Source organism: Amycolatopsis sp. NBC_00345 (assembly GCF_036116635.1).
GTDB lineage: Bacteria > Actinomycetota > Actinomycetes > Mycobacteriales > Pseudonocardiaceae > Amycolatopsis.
In genome coordinates, this window is record NZ_CP107995.1 from 10,158,605 (window position 1) to 10,172,737 (window position 14,133).

The window sequence follows — 14,133 nt, forward strand, 5'->3', positions numbered from 1 at the left end:
TCACGCGGCCAGGCTGAAGCGTTCGGCGTGCACCCGCGCGGACGGCACGCGCAGCTCCCGCAGGCTGCGCAGCACCGCCGCCGTCATCCCGGGCGGCCCGCAGACGAACACGTCGCGGTCGTCGATGCCGGGCACCATCGCGTGCAGGCTTTCCGTGCCCAGCAACGGTCCGTGCGGGCCCCGCTGGTCCGACGGTCCACTGAGGACATGCACGACCGCGCCGCGCGCCTTGGCCAGTCCGCGCAGTTCGGGCAGCAGCACCGCGTCCTGCGGCGTGCGCACGCGGTAGAGGACCACGACGTGGCCGGTGATGTCCTCCAGCAGCGCGCGGATCGGCGTGATGCCGACGCCGCCGGCGACCAGCAGCGCGTTCGGCCGTTGCTGGTGGATGGTGGTGAAGGCGCCGTACGGGCCTTCGGCGAACACGCGCGTGCCGACGCGCAGCGAGCGCAGGTTCGCGCTGGACTCGCCGACGGCCTTCGCGGTCAGCCGCAGCGTACGGCCGTCCGGCGCGGCCGAGAGAGAGAACGGATTGGCCTGCCACCAGCGGTCCTTCGTCAGGAACCGCCACAGGAAGAACTGCCCGGCGCGAGCGGGCAGCCGGTCGAGGTCCTTGCCCGTCATGTAGACCGAGACGGTGTCGGGCGACTCCGGGACCACGGCGACCACGCGCAGCTGGTGCCGCAGGTTCCGCCACAGCGGCAGCCCGACGCGCCCGGCCAGCACGACCGCGCCGGCGCTCAGCCACAGCGTCCACCAGTAGACGCGCGCGATCGGGTGACTGGTGAACGACTGGCCCACGGCGACCTGGTGCGTGAACGCGAGCAGCACCGCCGCGTAGGTGTAGAGGTGGACGAAGTGCCACGTCTCGTACGCCATCCGTTTCCGCGCGAACCGGGCGGAAGCGGCGCCGACCACGAGGATCAGCACGAACGCGACGATCGCGCGCAGCAGTCCTTCAAGCGTGTCGGCCAGCTGCACCAGCTCCCCGACCGGGCCGCGGTCCTCCACGCTCGCGTAGCCGAAGACGATGAGCACGACGTGCGCGAGGAGCGTCCACAGCAGAGTGAAGCCGGTCCAGCGGTGCCACGCCGTGAGCCGGTCCATGCCGAGCCGCCGGTCGAGCCACGGCAAGCGCGCCACGAGCAGCAGCTGGAACGCCATGGCCTGCGCGGCGTACAGCCCGGCGAGCCGGCCGGCGCTGATCAACGGGTTGTCGGACAGGCCGCCGTTGACGAAGAGCACGGTGACGAGGAGGACGTTGGCTCCCAGGAACGCGAAGAGCCACGCCTTCGCGGCGACCCGCGGGGAGACCGCCGGTCCGGGCGGCGAGGCGATCGGCGTTGCCAATCCGACCGAAAGCAGGCGGATACGGGCTGCAGCCGATCTGCCCGTGGTAGCTCGTTTCCGACGTGGCTGCCGTCGGATTGGCAACCAACGGCGCAGCATGACAGTCACACGGGGTCCCTTCGGTTCGGGTTCACGACAGCCAGCGTCGGCGCGGAACCTGTGGTGGATCTGGGCGGAACCTGTCGACTGGCTGTCGAGCGGGGGTTCGGCTCGCGCACCCGCCCGCGGCTCACGGAGGATGGGGGAGTGGAAACCTCGAACCCGGTGCGGTTGCTCGTCGTCGATGACGAGCCGCACATCGCCGACCTGGTGGCGACCGTCGCCCGGTACGAGGGCTGGCAGGCCGTGACCGCGGGCTCCGGCGCGGCGGCGCTGAGCCGGGCGGCGGAGTTCGAGCCCGACATCGTGGTGCTCGACCTGATGCTGCCCGACCTCGACGGCTTCACGGTGCTGGACCGCCTGCGCGCGAACGGCAACACCGTGCCCGTGGTCTTCCTGACGGCGAAAGACGCGACCGCCGACCGGATCACCGGCCTCACCCGCGGGGGTGACGACTACCTCGTGAAGCCGTTCTCGGTGGAGGAGCTGATGGCGCGGCTGCGCGCGGTCCTCCGCCGCAGCTCCGGCGCCGCGGTCCCGCCGGCCGCGCGCGGTGCCGTCCTGAGCGTGGGCGATCTCACGCTGGACGAGGACACGCGCGAGGTCCGCCGCGGCGACCGCGCCGCCGAGCTGACGCCCACGGAGTACGAGCTGCTGCGCTACCTCATGCGCCGCTCGCCCACGGTGCTGACCAAGGCGCAGATCCTCGACCACGTCTGGGAGTACGACTTCGGCGGCCGCTCCAACGTCGTCGAGCTGGTCATCTCCCACCTGCGCCGCAAGCTGGACGACGGTGCGGAACCGCTGATCCACACCGTGCGCGGCGTCGGGTACGTCGTGCGCCGGGCGGGCCGGTGAGCCGGCTCGGTCGCTGGGCACGGCGCTGGTACGGCGCGTGGCGCGCGTCGCGGCTCGGCACCCGGCTGGCGTTCGGGCTGGGCGCGCTGGCGCTGGTGGTCTTCGCGATCGTCGGCACGGTCACCGTGAGCTTCATGAACGGCTACCTCGGCCGCCGGCTCGACGAGCAGCTGAAGACCAGCCAGGTCGCGCAGGTGCCCGGGCTGCGCTCGTCGCACGGCAGCCCGCAGACCCTCTACTCCTGGTACTCCGCCGTGTTCGAAGTGGACAAGGGCGTGGCGACGCCGCAGCCGGGCGGGACGCTGCCCGGCGACGTCGGCCCGCTCGCGCAGGTCGCGGTCGACGCGACGCGCGGCGACGTGTTCCGGGACGTGTACATCGACGGCACCGGGCCGTACCGCGTGCGCGCCTGCCCGGTCGCGACGGACCAGGTCGACACCGGCACCGTGCTGCTGAGCGCGGCGCCGCAGGCGGACCTCGACAACACCGTGCGGCAGCTCGTGCTCGTCGAGGTGATCGCGTTCCTGATCGCGCTGGCGATCCTCGTCGTCGCGGGGCGGATGGTGCTGCGGCGCGGGCTGCGGCCGCTGTCGGACATGGCGGGCACGGCGCACGACATCGCGTCGCACGACCTCATGGCCACGGCCGCGCTGCCCGTGCGCGCCTCCGGCGAGGGCGGCGGCGCCGAGGTGCAGGAGCTGCGGACGGCGTTCAACCTGATGCTGACCCACATCGAGTCTTCGCTGGCGGCGCGGACGGCGGCGAACGACCGCCTTCGCCGTTTCGTGGCCGATGCCTCCCACGAGCTGCGCACACCGTTGACGTCGATCCGCGGCTACGCCGACCTGTTCCGTTACGCCGCCGCGAACGAACCCGAGGAACGCGAGGCGCACCTGACGAAGATCCGCGAGGAGACCGCGCGGATGAGCGTGCTGGTGGACGACCTGCTGCTGCTCGCGCGGCTCGACGCGCACGACGCCGAGCCGCCGGTGCGGCCGGAGCGGATCGACCTGGCTGATCCGGCGCGCGCGGCCGCCGACGCGTTCCGGGCCGGACGGCCGGGGCATCCGCTGGAGGTCGCCGTGCCGGCCGGGCCCGTCGAAATCGACGCGGACCCGGTGCGGCTTCGTCAGGTTCTTGACAACCTGCTGGCGAACGCCGCGGTCCACACACCGCCGGGCACGCCCGTTTCGCTGGCGCTGACGGTCGAAGACGGCCAGGCCGTCGTGCGCGTGAGCGACGCCGGGCCGGGCATCGCGGCCGAGGACCAGCGGCGGATCTTCGACCGGTTCTTCCGCGTCGACAACTCCCGCACGCGCTCGGCGGGCGGCACCGGGCTGGGGCTGTCGGTGGTGCAGTCGCTGGTGGTGGAGCACGGCGGCACCGTCGAGGTGGCCAGCGAACCGGGCCGCACGACGTTCACCGTGCGGCTGCCCCTTCCTTCGTGACGCGCTGGGCGACGTGCTCGGGCGTCGTCCATTTCGCGGACAGGTCCGCCGACGGCTCGGGCTCGCCGAAGACCGTCCGCACCGGGAGGACACCGGCCCACGCGGCGTCTGCCTCGACGTCGTCTGCCTCGTCGTCCGGGCCCTCCGCACGGAGCTTGACCGAAGCCTCCGCCAGGTCCAGCGCCAGCACGGTGACGGCGGCGAACTCCTTGGCGTTGACGCCGCGCGCGTGCTCCCACGAGCCGGGGGAGAGGTGGTCGGTGAGCACGTGCAGGGCGTGCATCTTGGCGTCCGGGTCGGTGACGAGCGTGGCGCGGCCGAGGATGACGGCGCTGCGGTAGTTCATCGAGTGGTTGTTCACCGAGCGGGCGTAGACGACGCCGTCCAGCAGCGTGACGGTGACGCAGACGTCCACACCGCCCGTCGCGGTGCGCAGGCTGGCCGCACCCGTGGAACCATGCAGGTAGAGGGTGTCGCCATCGCGGCCGTAGCCGGTGGGCAGCACCAGCGGCGTGCCGTCGCGGACGACGCCGAGGTGACAGATCAGCGCCTCGTCGAGGACGGCGTGGAGGGTGGCGCGGTCGGTGGCCGCGCGGTGCTTCTTGCGGCCGAGGGTGGTCCTGGGCGTCGGCGAGAGGCTGGTCATGCCGTCAGTGTGAAACAGGCAAGTGGCCTCATGAAACGTCCACTTCTCGTATACTTGGGAAGTCCACTTTTGCTCTGAGGGAGGTCCCTCGTGTCGTACGCCGACACCGCGCTGCCGGTCAATCTCGACCGCGAGGCGGGCACGCCGCTCGCCGTCCAGCTGGCCGACGCCCTGCGTGAGGCCGCCGCGAGCGGCCACTTGCGCGGCGGCGACCGGCTGCCGTCCACGCGCGCGCTGGCCGATCGGCTCGGCGTCTCCCGCACGGTGACGTCGGCCGCCTACGAGCAACTGCACGCCGAAGGCTGGATCGCCGGCCGGCACGGCTCCGGCACGTACGTGACCACCCCGCCGACACGCGCGGCCGCGTCGGTTTCGCCGTCTGGACCGCCGTTGGCCGACGCCGAGGCCTCGCCGATGCTGGACCTCAGCCCGGGCACGCCGTGGGCCGCGGGGCTGGACCGAGCGGCCTGGCGCCGCGCGTGGCGGGCGGCGGCGGACCCGGAACCGCTGATCCGGGCGCACCGGGCGGGGCTGCCCGAGTACCGCGCGACCGTGTCCGAGCACCTGCTGCGCCACCGCGGCCTGGCCGCCGGCTCGGTGCTCGCCACGGGCGGGACGACGGCCGCGGTCGTCGAACTGGCCGCCGCGGTGCTGCGGCGGGGCGCGGTCGTCGCCTTCGAGGAGCCCGGTTACCAACGCGCCGTGCAGGCGTTCCGGCAGGCGGGGCTCACGGTGGTGGGCGTGCCCGTCGACGAGCAGGGCCTGCGCCCGGACGCCATTCCGGCCGGCGCGCGGGCGGTTTACTGCTCGCCGGCGCACCAGTACCCGATGGGCAGCCGGATGAGCGCGGCCCGTCGCGTGGAGCTGGTGGAACGCGCCCGTGCCGACGGCCTTCTCGTGATCGAGGACGACTACGACGGCGAGCTGCGCTTCGACGTCGCCCCGCTGCCCCTGCTGGCCGCCCTCGCGCCCGACGTCGTCGTCCACCTGGGCACGACGAGCAAGATCCTCACCCCGACGCTCGGGGCGGGCTGGCTGGTGGCGCCGTCGGAGGTCGTGCGCGCCGTGCTGGCGTACCGGGACCTGACGGGCACGCGCCCGTCCCCGGCGGGCCAGCGGGTCCTCGTGGAACTCGCCCGCCACGGCGATCTGGGCCGCCACCTGCGCAAGCTCCGCCGCGAACTGGCCGAGCGCCGCACCCTACTGTCGGACGCCCTGTCCTCCGCCGGCGTCCCCATCCTCGGCGACGACGCGGGCGCCCACCTGGTGGTCCTCTTCGAGTCCGCCACGGAGGAGACGGAGCGCATCGCCGCCGCCGAACGCCACGGCATCCGTCTGGACGGCCTGGCCCGCCACTTCGCCGGGACTCCCACGGCTCACGGCGTGGCGCTGGGTTATGCGGGCTGCTCGCGGGAGGCGTTGGTTACGGCACTGCCTACGTTGGTTTCGTTGCTTCGGTGACGTTCTTCGGTGACGTTCTTCGGTGACGTTCTTCGGTGACGTTCTTCGGTGACGCTGCGGTGCTGCGGTGCTGCGGTGCGCCGTGGTCGCGCCTCTCGCCGCAAAATGGCGACGCCACGCTGTTACCTAAGCTGGACAGTCGCCGCCGCTGGATGGCGACTTTCGTGCCGTTGCCCCGGTGGGGCACGAGCGCCCTCTCACCGGCACCGCTCCCGTCGCCGCTGGGTGGCGACGGATGCCGTGGGCCGGGGCGAGACGGGTCGCCGCGCATGGGGGACCGGCGGTGCGTCCGTCGTCGGCGTGACGCACATGGCCACCGCGCATGCCAGCGGCTGCCCGGAGCAGACCAGGCCGTCGCCGCCAGGCGACAACAAGTCGTCGCCGCTGGGTGGCGAATGGGCTGTCGTCGCTGGGTGGCGGATGGGGCGGAGCCCGGGTGTCCGGCCGAAGGCCCTTTGGAGCAGGGCGTCCGGCCCGCCGGACCGCGCCCGTCGCCTGGTTGCGCGGGAGTGGCGTCCGTCGCGCTCAGCCCACGGGGTCGCGCTGTTCGCCGTGGTCACCCGGTACGGTGACCGGCTATGAGTGCTGAAAAGGTCCGGGTGGCGGTCGTGTTCGGCGGGCGCAGCAGCGAGCACACGATCTCGTGCCTGTCCGCGGGCAGTGTCATCGCGAACCTGGATCCGGAGCGCTTCGAGATCCTTCCCGTCGGCATCACGCCGCAGGGCGGCTGGGTGCTCGGCAGCGGCGACCCGAAGGAGCTGAGCATCCAGGGCCGCGAGCTCCCGTCCGTCGACTCCGGCCGCGCGCTCGTGCTGGCTGGCGACCCGACCAGCCGCGAGCTGCGCACGATCGACCCCGGCCAGGCGACCGAGGTGCTCGGCGGCGTCGACGTCGTCTTCCCGGTGCTGCACGGAGCCTTCGGCGAGGACGGCACCATCCAGGGCCTGCTCGAGCTCGCCGACATCCCGTACGTCGGCCCGGGCGTGTTCGCCAGCGCGGCCGCCATGGACAAGGAGTACGCGAAGAAGCTCCTCGCCGCGGAAGGGCTTCCGGTGGGCCTGTACTCGGCGCTCCGCCGTGGACAGTCCACAGTGGAGCAGACGGACCGTGACCGGCTGGGGCTGCCGGTGTTCGTCAAGCCGGCGCGCGCAGGCTCTTCGGTGGGCATCTCGCGGGTCGCCGACTGGTCCGAAGTGGACGTCGCCATCGAGCTGGCCCGGCAAACCGACCCCAAGGTCCTCGTCGAGGCGGCCGTGGCCGGGCGCGAGGTGGAATGCGGCGTGCTGGAGTTCCCGGACGGCCGCATCGAGGCCTCCCTCCCCGCCGAGATCCGCGTCCTCAGCGAGGACGACAACGCCTGGTTCGACTTCGAGAAGAAGTACCTCGGCGATGACGCCGAACTGGACATCCCGGCCAAACTCGACGACGCCCTCACCGAACGCGTGCGCGCGATGGCCATCGAGGCCTTCCGCGCCCTCGACTGCCAGGGCCTCGCCCGCGTCGACTTCTTCGTCACCGAGGGCGGCGACCCGGTGATCAACGAGGTCAACACCATGCCGGGCTTCACCACGAAGTCCGCCTACCCGAAGATGTGGGAGGTCACCGGCGTGGACTACCCCACCCTCCTGGCGACCCTCATCGACACGGCCATCGCCCGCGGCACCGGCCTTCGCTGACGCCTGCCGCGCTTTTTCCTCTGACGCGCCGCGCCCCTTCGTCGACGCCCGCCGCGTGCGGTCAGTCTTGCCGCACCGGTCGGGCCTCGGCTGGGTGACCTGATCGGCGTTGGCGCGCACGGGCTTGACGAGACAGCCTGTCGCCATCGCCATCGCCATCGCCATCGCCATCGCCATCGCCATCGCCCAGCGCTCCGCCCCGCCCGGCCGCCCGCCCGCCGTGGGGAAAGTCCCCAAGACTGTCGTCCAACCCCGGCAACCCCGCCAAAAATCGCCCCACACCAGCCAAACCCGCCGAAACGGACCCGCGCCGGCCCGTCGCCACTGGCGGGCAAAACCGTACTGCGGGGAGCACCGTCACCCCGGCCGTCACCCACTACAGTGATCAACCGGAAATCCCGGCGGCGCTGACGCGGCTCCAGCGACGCGCGCCGGCGCACAAGGAGGCAGCGCGTGCAGATCGCGTCCCGGCTCGACCGGCTGCCGGTCACCAGGCGGCACCGGTACTTCGTCGCCGTGGTGGGGGTGGCGACGTTCTTCGACCTCTACGACCTGTTCCTCGCCGCCACGATCAGCACCGTGCTGACCAAGGAGTTCGGGGTCACGGCCGACCTGCTGAAGCCGCTGATCGCGTCGGCGTTCGTCGGGGCGTTCGTGGGGGCGGTGTTCCTCGGGCGGCTCGCGGACCGGCTCGGGCGGCGGCGCGCGTTCCTGGTCACCCTCGGGATCTACTCGGTCTTCACGCTGCTCGGCGCGTTCAGCACGGACGTCTGGATGCTGGTGGCCTGCCGGTTCGTCGCGGGCATCGGCATCGGCGCGGAACTGCCGGTGGCCGACGCCTACCTCGCCGACCTGCTGCCCGCGCGCGCCCGCGGCCGGGCCACGGCGTGGGCCTACACGATCGGCTTCTGCGGCGTCCCCGCCGCCGGCTTCCTGGCCCGTGCGCTGGTCGGCCATTCGCCGCTCGGCATCGACGGCTGGCGCTGGCTGTTCGTGATCGGCGCGCTGGGCGCCGCGATCGTCTGGGGACTGCGGTTCACGCTGCCCGAGTCGCCGCGCTGGCTCGCCGCGCGCGGGCGGGAGAAGGAGGCCGACGAGATCGTCCGCCGGCTGGAGGCGTCGGCGCCGCAGCCGCTGGCCGAGCCGGAACCGGAGTCGCCCGCGCCGGAGCCCGTGCGCGTGTCCGCGCTGCTGCGTCCGCCGTGGTTCCGTCGCACGGCGATGCTCTACGTGTTCCAGCTGCTGCAGTCGTTCGGCTACTACGGTTTCGGCTCGCTGGTCCCCATCGTGCTCGCGGCCAAGGGCTTCTCCCTTGTCAGCTCCCTGACATTCAGCGCGCTGACGTTCCTCGGCTACCCGATCGGCTCGGCACTGTCGATCCCGATCATCGAGCGGATAGAGCGCAAGTGGCTGATCGTCGCCAGCGCGGCGGGCATGGCGGTGTTCGGGCTCGCGTTCGGCTACGCGACGTCCGGGGTGCTGATCGCCGTCTTCGGCTTCTGCTACACGGCCGTCAGCAACGTCTTCTCGAACGCCTTCCACACCTACCAGGGCGAGCTGTTCCCGACGTCGCTGCGCGGGACCGCCGCCGGTTCGGCGTACGCGCTCTCGCGGCTGGCCACCGCGGCGATGCCGTTCATCCTGCTGCCGGTGCTGCAGGGCGCGGGCGCCCCCACGATGTACGCCGTGGTCGCGGGCGCGATGGTGCTGCTGATGATCGACGTCGCCGTTCTGGGGCCACGCACGACCGGCGAGTCGCTGGAGACGATCGCCGCTAGAACTTCAGGGGCTTGACCGGCAGCTTCGCCGCGACGGTGTCGGAGATCGTCTGCAGCGGACCGGTGCCGGCGGAGTCCGGGATGGTCAGTGCGATGTAGACGTCCCGGTCGACGACATACCAGGTGGCTGAGCCGTCTTCGCTGAGCTGCAGCCACTGCACGCCGTTGACGACGCGCAGCTGCGCGGTCTGCGTCAGCTCCGGCGGCCGGTCGAGGCCGCAGCGCAGGACGATCGGGTCACCGTCGCCCCAGGCGACCGTGGCCTTCGGCGCCGGCGTGGCCAGGGTGCGCGGGGCGAGCTGCTTGCCGTTGGACGTCAGGTCCGCCGGAAGCGCGGAAACGAGCGTGCCGCACGACGGCTCGTCCGCGTGCGGCGCCGGGACGGCGACGAGCGCGAGGGGCCCGTTCGCGTCAGGGGCCGCGCTGGACGACGCCGTTCCCCTCGTCAGCGCGAAGACGGCGACCGCCACGGCCAGCGCGAGCACGAGCACGGACGCCGTGATGAGCACCACCTTCGGCGGTGCGCCGGTGTCGGAATCTGCCACCGGACCAGTGCACCACGGCTCAGAGATGGACCACCGGGCAGGTCAGGGTCCGCGTGATGCCCTCCACGTTCTGCACCTTCGCGACGACGAGCTGGCCCAGCTGGTCCACGGTGTCCGCGGCCGCGCGCACGATCACGTCGTACGGGCCGGTGACATCCTCCGAGCTGGTCACGCCGGGGACACCGGCGATCTCCGCCGCCACCGCGGCCGCCTTGCCGACCTCGGTCTGGATGAGGATGTATGCGTGGACCACGGCGTGCCCTTTCGTCGGTAGCGATGGTGTCGAGGTAGGAACGGTGTAGGCAACGTATCGCCAGCCCCGGGAAAAACCTAGGGGATCCGACTGTCGGTGGTCGAGGCTTCGTACCCGGAGAGAAATCGGAGGTGACCGGTGTCACCGAAAGACGGCACGGTGGCCGCGATCGGTGAATTCGCGCTGATCCAGGCGGTCACCGAAGGACGCCGCCAGCCGGCGTCCACTTTGCTCGGCCCCGGCGACGACGCCGCGGTCGTCGCCGCGCCGGACGGGCGCGTGGTCGCGAGCACGGACGTACTGGTGCAGGGCGTGCACTTCCGGCTCGACTGGTCGAGCCCCGAGCAGGTGGGGCGCAAGGCCGTGGCCGTGAACCTGTCCGATATCGCGGCCATGGGCGCGAAACCGACCACAGTGCTCGTCGGCGTCGCCTGCCCGCCGGACCTGCCGGGCGAGGTCGTGACGGAGATCATGAACGGCATGTGGGCCGAGGCGGGCCGGGCCGGGATCGGCGTCTCGGGCGGCGACATGGTGAGCGCCGACCAGCTCGTGATCAGTGTCACGGCGCTCGGCGACCTCGAGGACCGCGAGCCCGTGACCCGCTCGGGCGCGCGGCCCGGCGACATATTGGCCGTCTGTGGTCGGCTCGGCTGGGCGGCGGCGGGGCTTGCCGTGCTGCGCCGCGGGTTCCGTTCGCCCGTCGGCGTCGTCAACGCGCAACGCTGCCCGGAACCGCCCTACGAAGCCGGTCCGCGGGCCGCGATCGCCGGGGCGACGGCGATGATCGACATCTCCGACGGCCTGCTCGCCGACCTCGGCCACGTCGCGTCGGCGTCGGGGGTCGGCATCGACGTGCAGACCACCGACCTGGAGCTCTCCACGCGGCTGCGGGAGGTGGGCACCGCGCTCGGCGCCGACCCGCTGCGCTGGGTGCTCACCGGCGGTGAGGACCACGCGCTGGTGGCCACCTTCCCGCCGTTCGGCGACCTGCCCGAGGGCTGGCGCCGGATCGGCACCGTGACCATGCCGGACTCCGGCATCACCGTGGACGGCAAGGAGTACGGCCACGAAGGCGGCTGGGAGCACTGGCGGTAGCTGCCTAGAGTGGCGGCGTGGAGATCCGTGCGGTCGCGTTCGACCATCCCGATGCGGCCAAGCTGATGGCCGAGGTCCAGCTCGAGTACGTGAAGCGTTACGGCAGCGAGGACGCCAGCCCGATGGACCCGGCGCAGTTCGCGCTGCCGCAGGGGTTGTTCCTTGTCGGCTACGTCGATGAAGTCCCCGTCGCGACAGGGGCGTGGCGGGCGTACGACGGGCCGGCGCCGACGTTCCGGCCCGGCGACGTCGAGCTGAAGCGCATGTACGTCGTCGAATCCGCTCGTGGCCATGGGTATGCCCGCGTGATGCTGGCCGAGCTGGAGCGCACGGCGGCCGCCGCCGGACGGCTGCGCGCGGTGCTCATGACAGGCACCGAGCAGCCCGAGGCGATCGCCCTTTACGGTTCTTCCGGCTACGCGGCGATCCCCAGCTTCGGGCTGTACAAGGACGAGCCCGAGTGCCGGTGCTACGGCAAGGACCTCGTGGCGGAAGCGGCGCACCACCCACAGGACTCCCAGCACTGACGAAACCGGAGGCGGCATGGCGATCTACGCGCTCGGTGACCTCGTACCCTCGATCCACCCGGACGCCTATGTCCATCCGGACGCGACCGTGATCGGCGACGTCCGGATCGGCGCGCGCGCCTCGGTGTGGCCACAGACGGTGCTGCGCGGCGACCACGGTTACATCGAGATCGGCGAGCGGTCCAACATCCAGGACGGCTGTGTCGTGCACTGCACCGGCCTGCACCCGACGATCCTCGGCCCGTCGTCGGCCGTGGGCCACGCCGTGCACGTCGAGGGCGCCACGATCGGCACCGGCTGCCTGATCGCGTCCGGCTCCGTGGTGCTGAACGGGACCGTGATCGAGGACGGCGGCATGGTCGGCGCGGGCGCGGTGCTGTCGTACGACTCCCATGTCGGCAGCGGCGAGATCGCGCTCGGCGTGCCGGCGACGACGCGGCCGAACAGGTCGTTCCCGCCGGAGCAGATCGCCACGGTGGTCGACTCCTACGTCCGCCGCGCCGCCCGGTTCCGCGCGGAGCTTCGCCGCCTCGACCCGCCCAGCTGACGCCGCCTGGCCCCCGCTAGGCTCGCGGGCCGTGACCGCACGACCGCTGAACGAGATCGTCGAAGCAGGCTGGGCGCAGGCCCTCGAACCGGTGGCCCCGCAGGTGGCCGCGATGGGGGAGTTCCTCCGCACGGAGATCGCCGCCGGCCGCACCTACCTGCCGGCCGGGGAGCATGTGCTGCGCGCGTTCAAGCAGCCCTTCCATGACGTGCGGGTGCTGATCGTCGGCCAGGACCCGTACCCGACGCCGGGGCACGCGGTCGGCCTGAGCTTCTCGGTGGCGCCCGACGTGCGGCCGATCCCGAAGAGCCTGATCAACATCTACAAGGAGTACGCCGACGACCTCGGCCACCCGTTGCCGTCCAACGGCGACCTGACGCCGTGGGCCGAGCAGGGCATCCTGCTGCTCAACCGGGCGCTGACCGTCCAGCCCGGGAAGTCGAACTCCCACCAGGGCAAGGGCTGGGAGCAGGTGACCGAGCAGGCGATCAAGGCGCTCGCCGCGCGTGACGAGCCGATGGTCGCGATCCTCTGGGGCCGCAACGCCCGCAACCTGCGGCCGATGCTGGGCGACGTGCCGTGCATCGAGTCGGCGCACCCGAGCCCGCTTTCGGCGCACAACGGCTTCTTCGGCTCGCGCCCGTTCAGCCGCGCGAACCAGCTGCTGGCCGACCAGGGCGCGGCGCCGGTGGAGTGGAAACTTCCCTGACCTCCGGCCTTTCCCGTGTCCGGCCCGGTGGTCCGGTTCCGACCAGGGCATGACGAATCACCCTGATCCAGGAGGACAGCCATGACCGCCACCGTCACTTCCGCCGACGGCACCCTCATCGCCTTCGACAGCACCGGCGAGGGTGCGCCCGTGATCCTCGTCGGCGGCGCCGTGAACGACCGGACCACGGTCGCCGGCCTCGCCACCGTGCTGGGCGACGCGGGGTTCCGCGCCATCGCCCCTGACCGGCGAGGCCGTGGCGACAGCGGTGACGCGCCGGTCTACGACGTCGCCCGCGAGGTCGACGACCTGGCTGCGCTGATCTCGTACGTGGGTGGTTCGGCGGCGGTGTTCGGGCACTCGTCGGGCGCGATCCTCGCGCTGGAGGCGGCCTCGCAGGGTTTGCCGATCACGAAACTCGCCGTCTACGAGCCGCCGTTCGTCGTCGTCGATTCGCGGCCACGCCCCGGCGACGACCTGGCCTCACGCGTGCGTGAGCTGATTTCCGCCGACGACCGCGGCGGCGCCGTGGAGCTGTTCCTGACCGAAGGCGTCGGGGCCCCGCCGAAGCAGGTCGCGGGCATGAAGGCGGCGCCGGTGTGGGGCTGGTTCAAGACGCTGGCGCACACGCTGCCGTACGACCTCGACATCTGCGGCCCGGGAAACCACCTGCCCGCCGACCGGCTGGCGAAGATCGACGCGCCGGTCCTGGCCATCGGTGGTGGCAACGGCGAGGCGTGGATACGGGCCGCCGCGCAGGCCGTCGCCGCTGCGGTGCCCAATGGCCGTTACGAGACGCTCGAAGGGCAGAACCACGGGGTGCTCAACCAGCCCGAGTCTCTCCGCGCCCTGCTCAGTGGGTTCTTCGCCTGATCCCGGACATGAAAATGGCGGGTGCCCCTGGGAGCACCCGCCATTTTCAAGCCTTCACGTCAGCCGCGGACAACCTTGCCGGCCTTGATGCACGAGGTGCACACGTTCAGACGCTTGCGCTGGGACACGCCGATCTTGGCGTGCACAGTCTGGATGTTCGGGTTCCACCGGCGGTTGGTACGCCGGTGGGAGTGCGAGACCGACTTACCGAAGCCCGGTCCCTTGCCACAGACGTCGCACACGGCAGCCACGTCGAACTCCTCTGATA

The 14,133-nt window shown here is 72.1% G+C and carries 15 protein-coding genes; 10 read left to right on the plus strand and 5 right to left on the minus strand.

The genetic code is table 11. From position 1 onward, the window contains the following. The gene (locus OG943_RS46430; RefSeq protein ID WP_328607237.1) at nucleotides 1-1,350 is read right to left on the minus strand and encodes a ferredoxin reductase family protein; all 1,350 of its coding nucleotides are present in this window, start codon (nucleotides 1,348-1,350) and stop codon (nucleotides 1-3) included. 246 nt (nucleotides 1,351-1,596) lie between these two features. On the opposite strand from OG943_RS46430, the gene OG943_RS46435 reads away from it, so the two are divergent. Together OG943_RS46435 and OG943_RS46440 are read left to right on the plus strand one after the other, a co-directional pair. Further along, nucleotides 1,597-2,307, plus strand: a complete 711-nt coding sequence (locus tag OG943_RS46435; RefSeq protein WP_328607238.1) for a response regulator transcription factor — start codon at nucleotides 1,597-1,599, stop codon at nucleotides 2,305-2,307. Next, the gene (locus OG943_RS46440) at nucleotides 2,304-3,755 is read left to right on the plus strand and encodes a sensor histidine kinase (protein WP_328607239.1); all 1,452 of its coding nucleotides are present in this window, start codon (nucleotides 2,304-2,306) and stop codon (nucleotides 3,753-3,755) included. Before OG943_RS46435 ends, OG943_RS46440 begins: the two co-directional genes overlap by 4 nt. Here the strand turns inward: OG943_RS46440 and OG943_RS46445 are convergent. Beyond that, a complete protein-coding gene (locus tag OG943_RS46445; RefSeq protein ID WP_328607240.1) occupies nucleotides 3,727-4,401 on the minus strand; it encodes a pyridoxamine 5'-phosphate oxidase family protein in 675 nt (224 codons plus the stop codon). The two genes, OG943_RS46440 and OG943_RS46445, sit on opposite strands and share 29 nt — an antisense overlap. A gap of 90 nt (nucleotides 4,402-4,491) precedes the next feature. Here OG943_RS46445 and pdxR point away from each other — a divergent pair, with 90 nt between their 5' ends. The 3 genes from pdxR (at nucleotide 4,492) to OG943_RS46460 (ending at nucleotide 9,332) form a co-directional block, all read left to right on the plus strand. Then, nucleotides 4,492-5,862: a MocR-like pyridoxine biosynthesis transcription factor PdxR gene (gene pdxR, locus OG943_RS46450; protein ID WP_328607241.1), complete on the plus strand. Its 1,371-nt coding sequence runs from the start codon at nucleotides 4,492-4,494 to the stop codon at nucleotides 5,860-5,862. A 578-nt stretch (nucleotides 5,863-6,440) separates the two neighbouring features. After that, complete coding sequence (locus OG943_RS46455; protein WP_328607242.1) at nucleotides 6,441-7,538, plus strand: D-alanine--D-alanine ligase family protein; 1,098 nt, start codon at nucleotides 6,441-6,443, stop codon at nucleotides 7,536-7,538. Nucleotides 7,539-7,991: 453 nt separating this feature from the next. Then, nucleotides 7,992-9,332, plus strand: a complete 1,341-nt coding sequence (locus OG943_RS46460) for an MFS transporter (protein WP_328607243.1) — start codon at nucleotides 7,992-7,994, stop codon at nucleotides 9,330-9,332. Here OG943_RS46460 and OG943_RS46465 read toward each other — a convergent pair. Continuing rightward, on the minus strand, nucleotides 9,313-9,861 hold the full coding sequence (locus OG943_RS46465; protein ID WP_328607244.1) for a DUF3515 domain-containing protein: 549 nt from the start codon (nucleotides 9,859-9,861) through the stop codon (nucleotides 9,313-9,315). The genes OG943_RS46460 and OG943_RS46465 overlap by 20 nt on opposite strands. A gap of 19 nt (nucleotides 9,862-9,880) precedes the next feature. Continuing rightward, nucleotides 9,881-10,114 carry an Lrp/AsnC ligand binding domain-containing protein gene (locus tag OG943_RS46470; RefSeq protein WP_328607245.1) on the minus strand — a complete coding sequence of 78 codons (234 nt, stop codon included), beginning with the start codon at nucleotides 10,112-10,114 and terminating at the stop codon, nucleotides 9,881-9,883. A gap of 138 nt (nucleotides 10,115-10,252) precedes the next feature. On the opposite strand from OG943_RS46470, the gene OG943_RS46475 reads away from it, so the two are divergent. The 5 genes from OG943_RS46475 to OG943_RS46495 all read left to right on the plus strand — a co-directional run bounded on the left by OG943_RS46475 (nucleotide 10,253) and on the right by OG943_RS46495 (nucleotide 13,865). After that, nucleotides 10,253-11,209, plus strand: a complete 957-nt coding sequence (locus OG943_RS46475) for a thiamine-phosphate kinase (protein ID WP_328607246.1) — start codon at nucleotides 10,253-10,255, stop codon at nucleotides 11,207-11,209. Between the two features lie 65 nt (nucleotides 11,210-11,274). Continuing rightward, nucleotides 11,275-11,736 carry a GNAT family N-acetyltransferase gene (locus tag OG943_RS46480; protein ID WP_442874851.1) on the plus strand — a complete coding sequence of 154 codons (462 nt, stop codon included), beginning with the start codon at nucleotides 11,275-11,277 and terminating at the stop codon, nucleotides 11,734-11,736. 16 nt (nucleotides 11,737-11,752) lie between these two features. Next, nucleotides 11,753-12,283: a gamma carbonic anhydrase family protein gene (locus OG943_RS46485; RefSeq protein ID WP_328607248.1), complete on the plus strand. Its 531-nt coding sequence runs from the start codon at nucleotides 11,753-11,755 to the stop codon at nucleotides 12,281-12,283. A 31-nt stretch (nucleotides 12,284-12,314) separates the two neighbouring features. Further along, nucleotides 12,315-12,992 carry a uracil-DNA glycosylase gene (locus tag OG943_RS46490; RefSeq protein ID WP_328607249.1) on the plus strand — a complete coding sequence of 226 codons (678 nt, stop codon included), beginning with the start codon at nucleotides 12,315-12,317 and terminating at the stop codon, nucleotides 12,990-12,992. Between the two features lie 81 nt (nucleotides 12,993-13,073). Then, nucleotides 13,074-13,865, plus strand: coding sequence for an alpha/beta fold hydrolase (locus OG943_RS46495; protein ID WP_328607250.1), 792 nt, complete (start codon nucleotides 13,074-13,076; stop codon nucleotides 13,863-13,865). Between the two features lie 59 nt (nucleotides 13,866-13,924). On the opposite strand, the gene rpmB is transcribed toward OG943_RS46495, so the two are convergent. After that, entirely contained in the window at nucleotides 13,925-14,116 is a 192-nt protein-coding gene (rpmB, locus tag OG943_RS46500) for a 50S ribosomal protein L28 (protein ID WP_091623274.1), read from the minus strand. Nucleotides 14,117-14,133 lie beyond the last annotated feature (17 nt).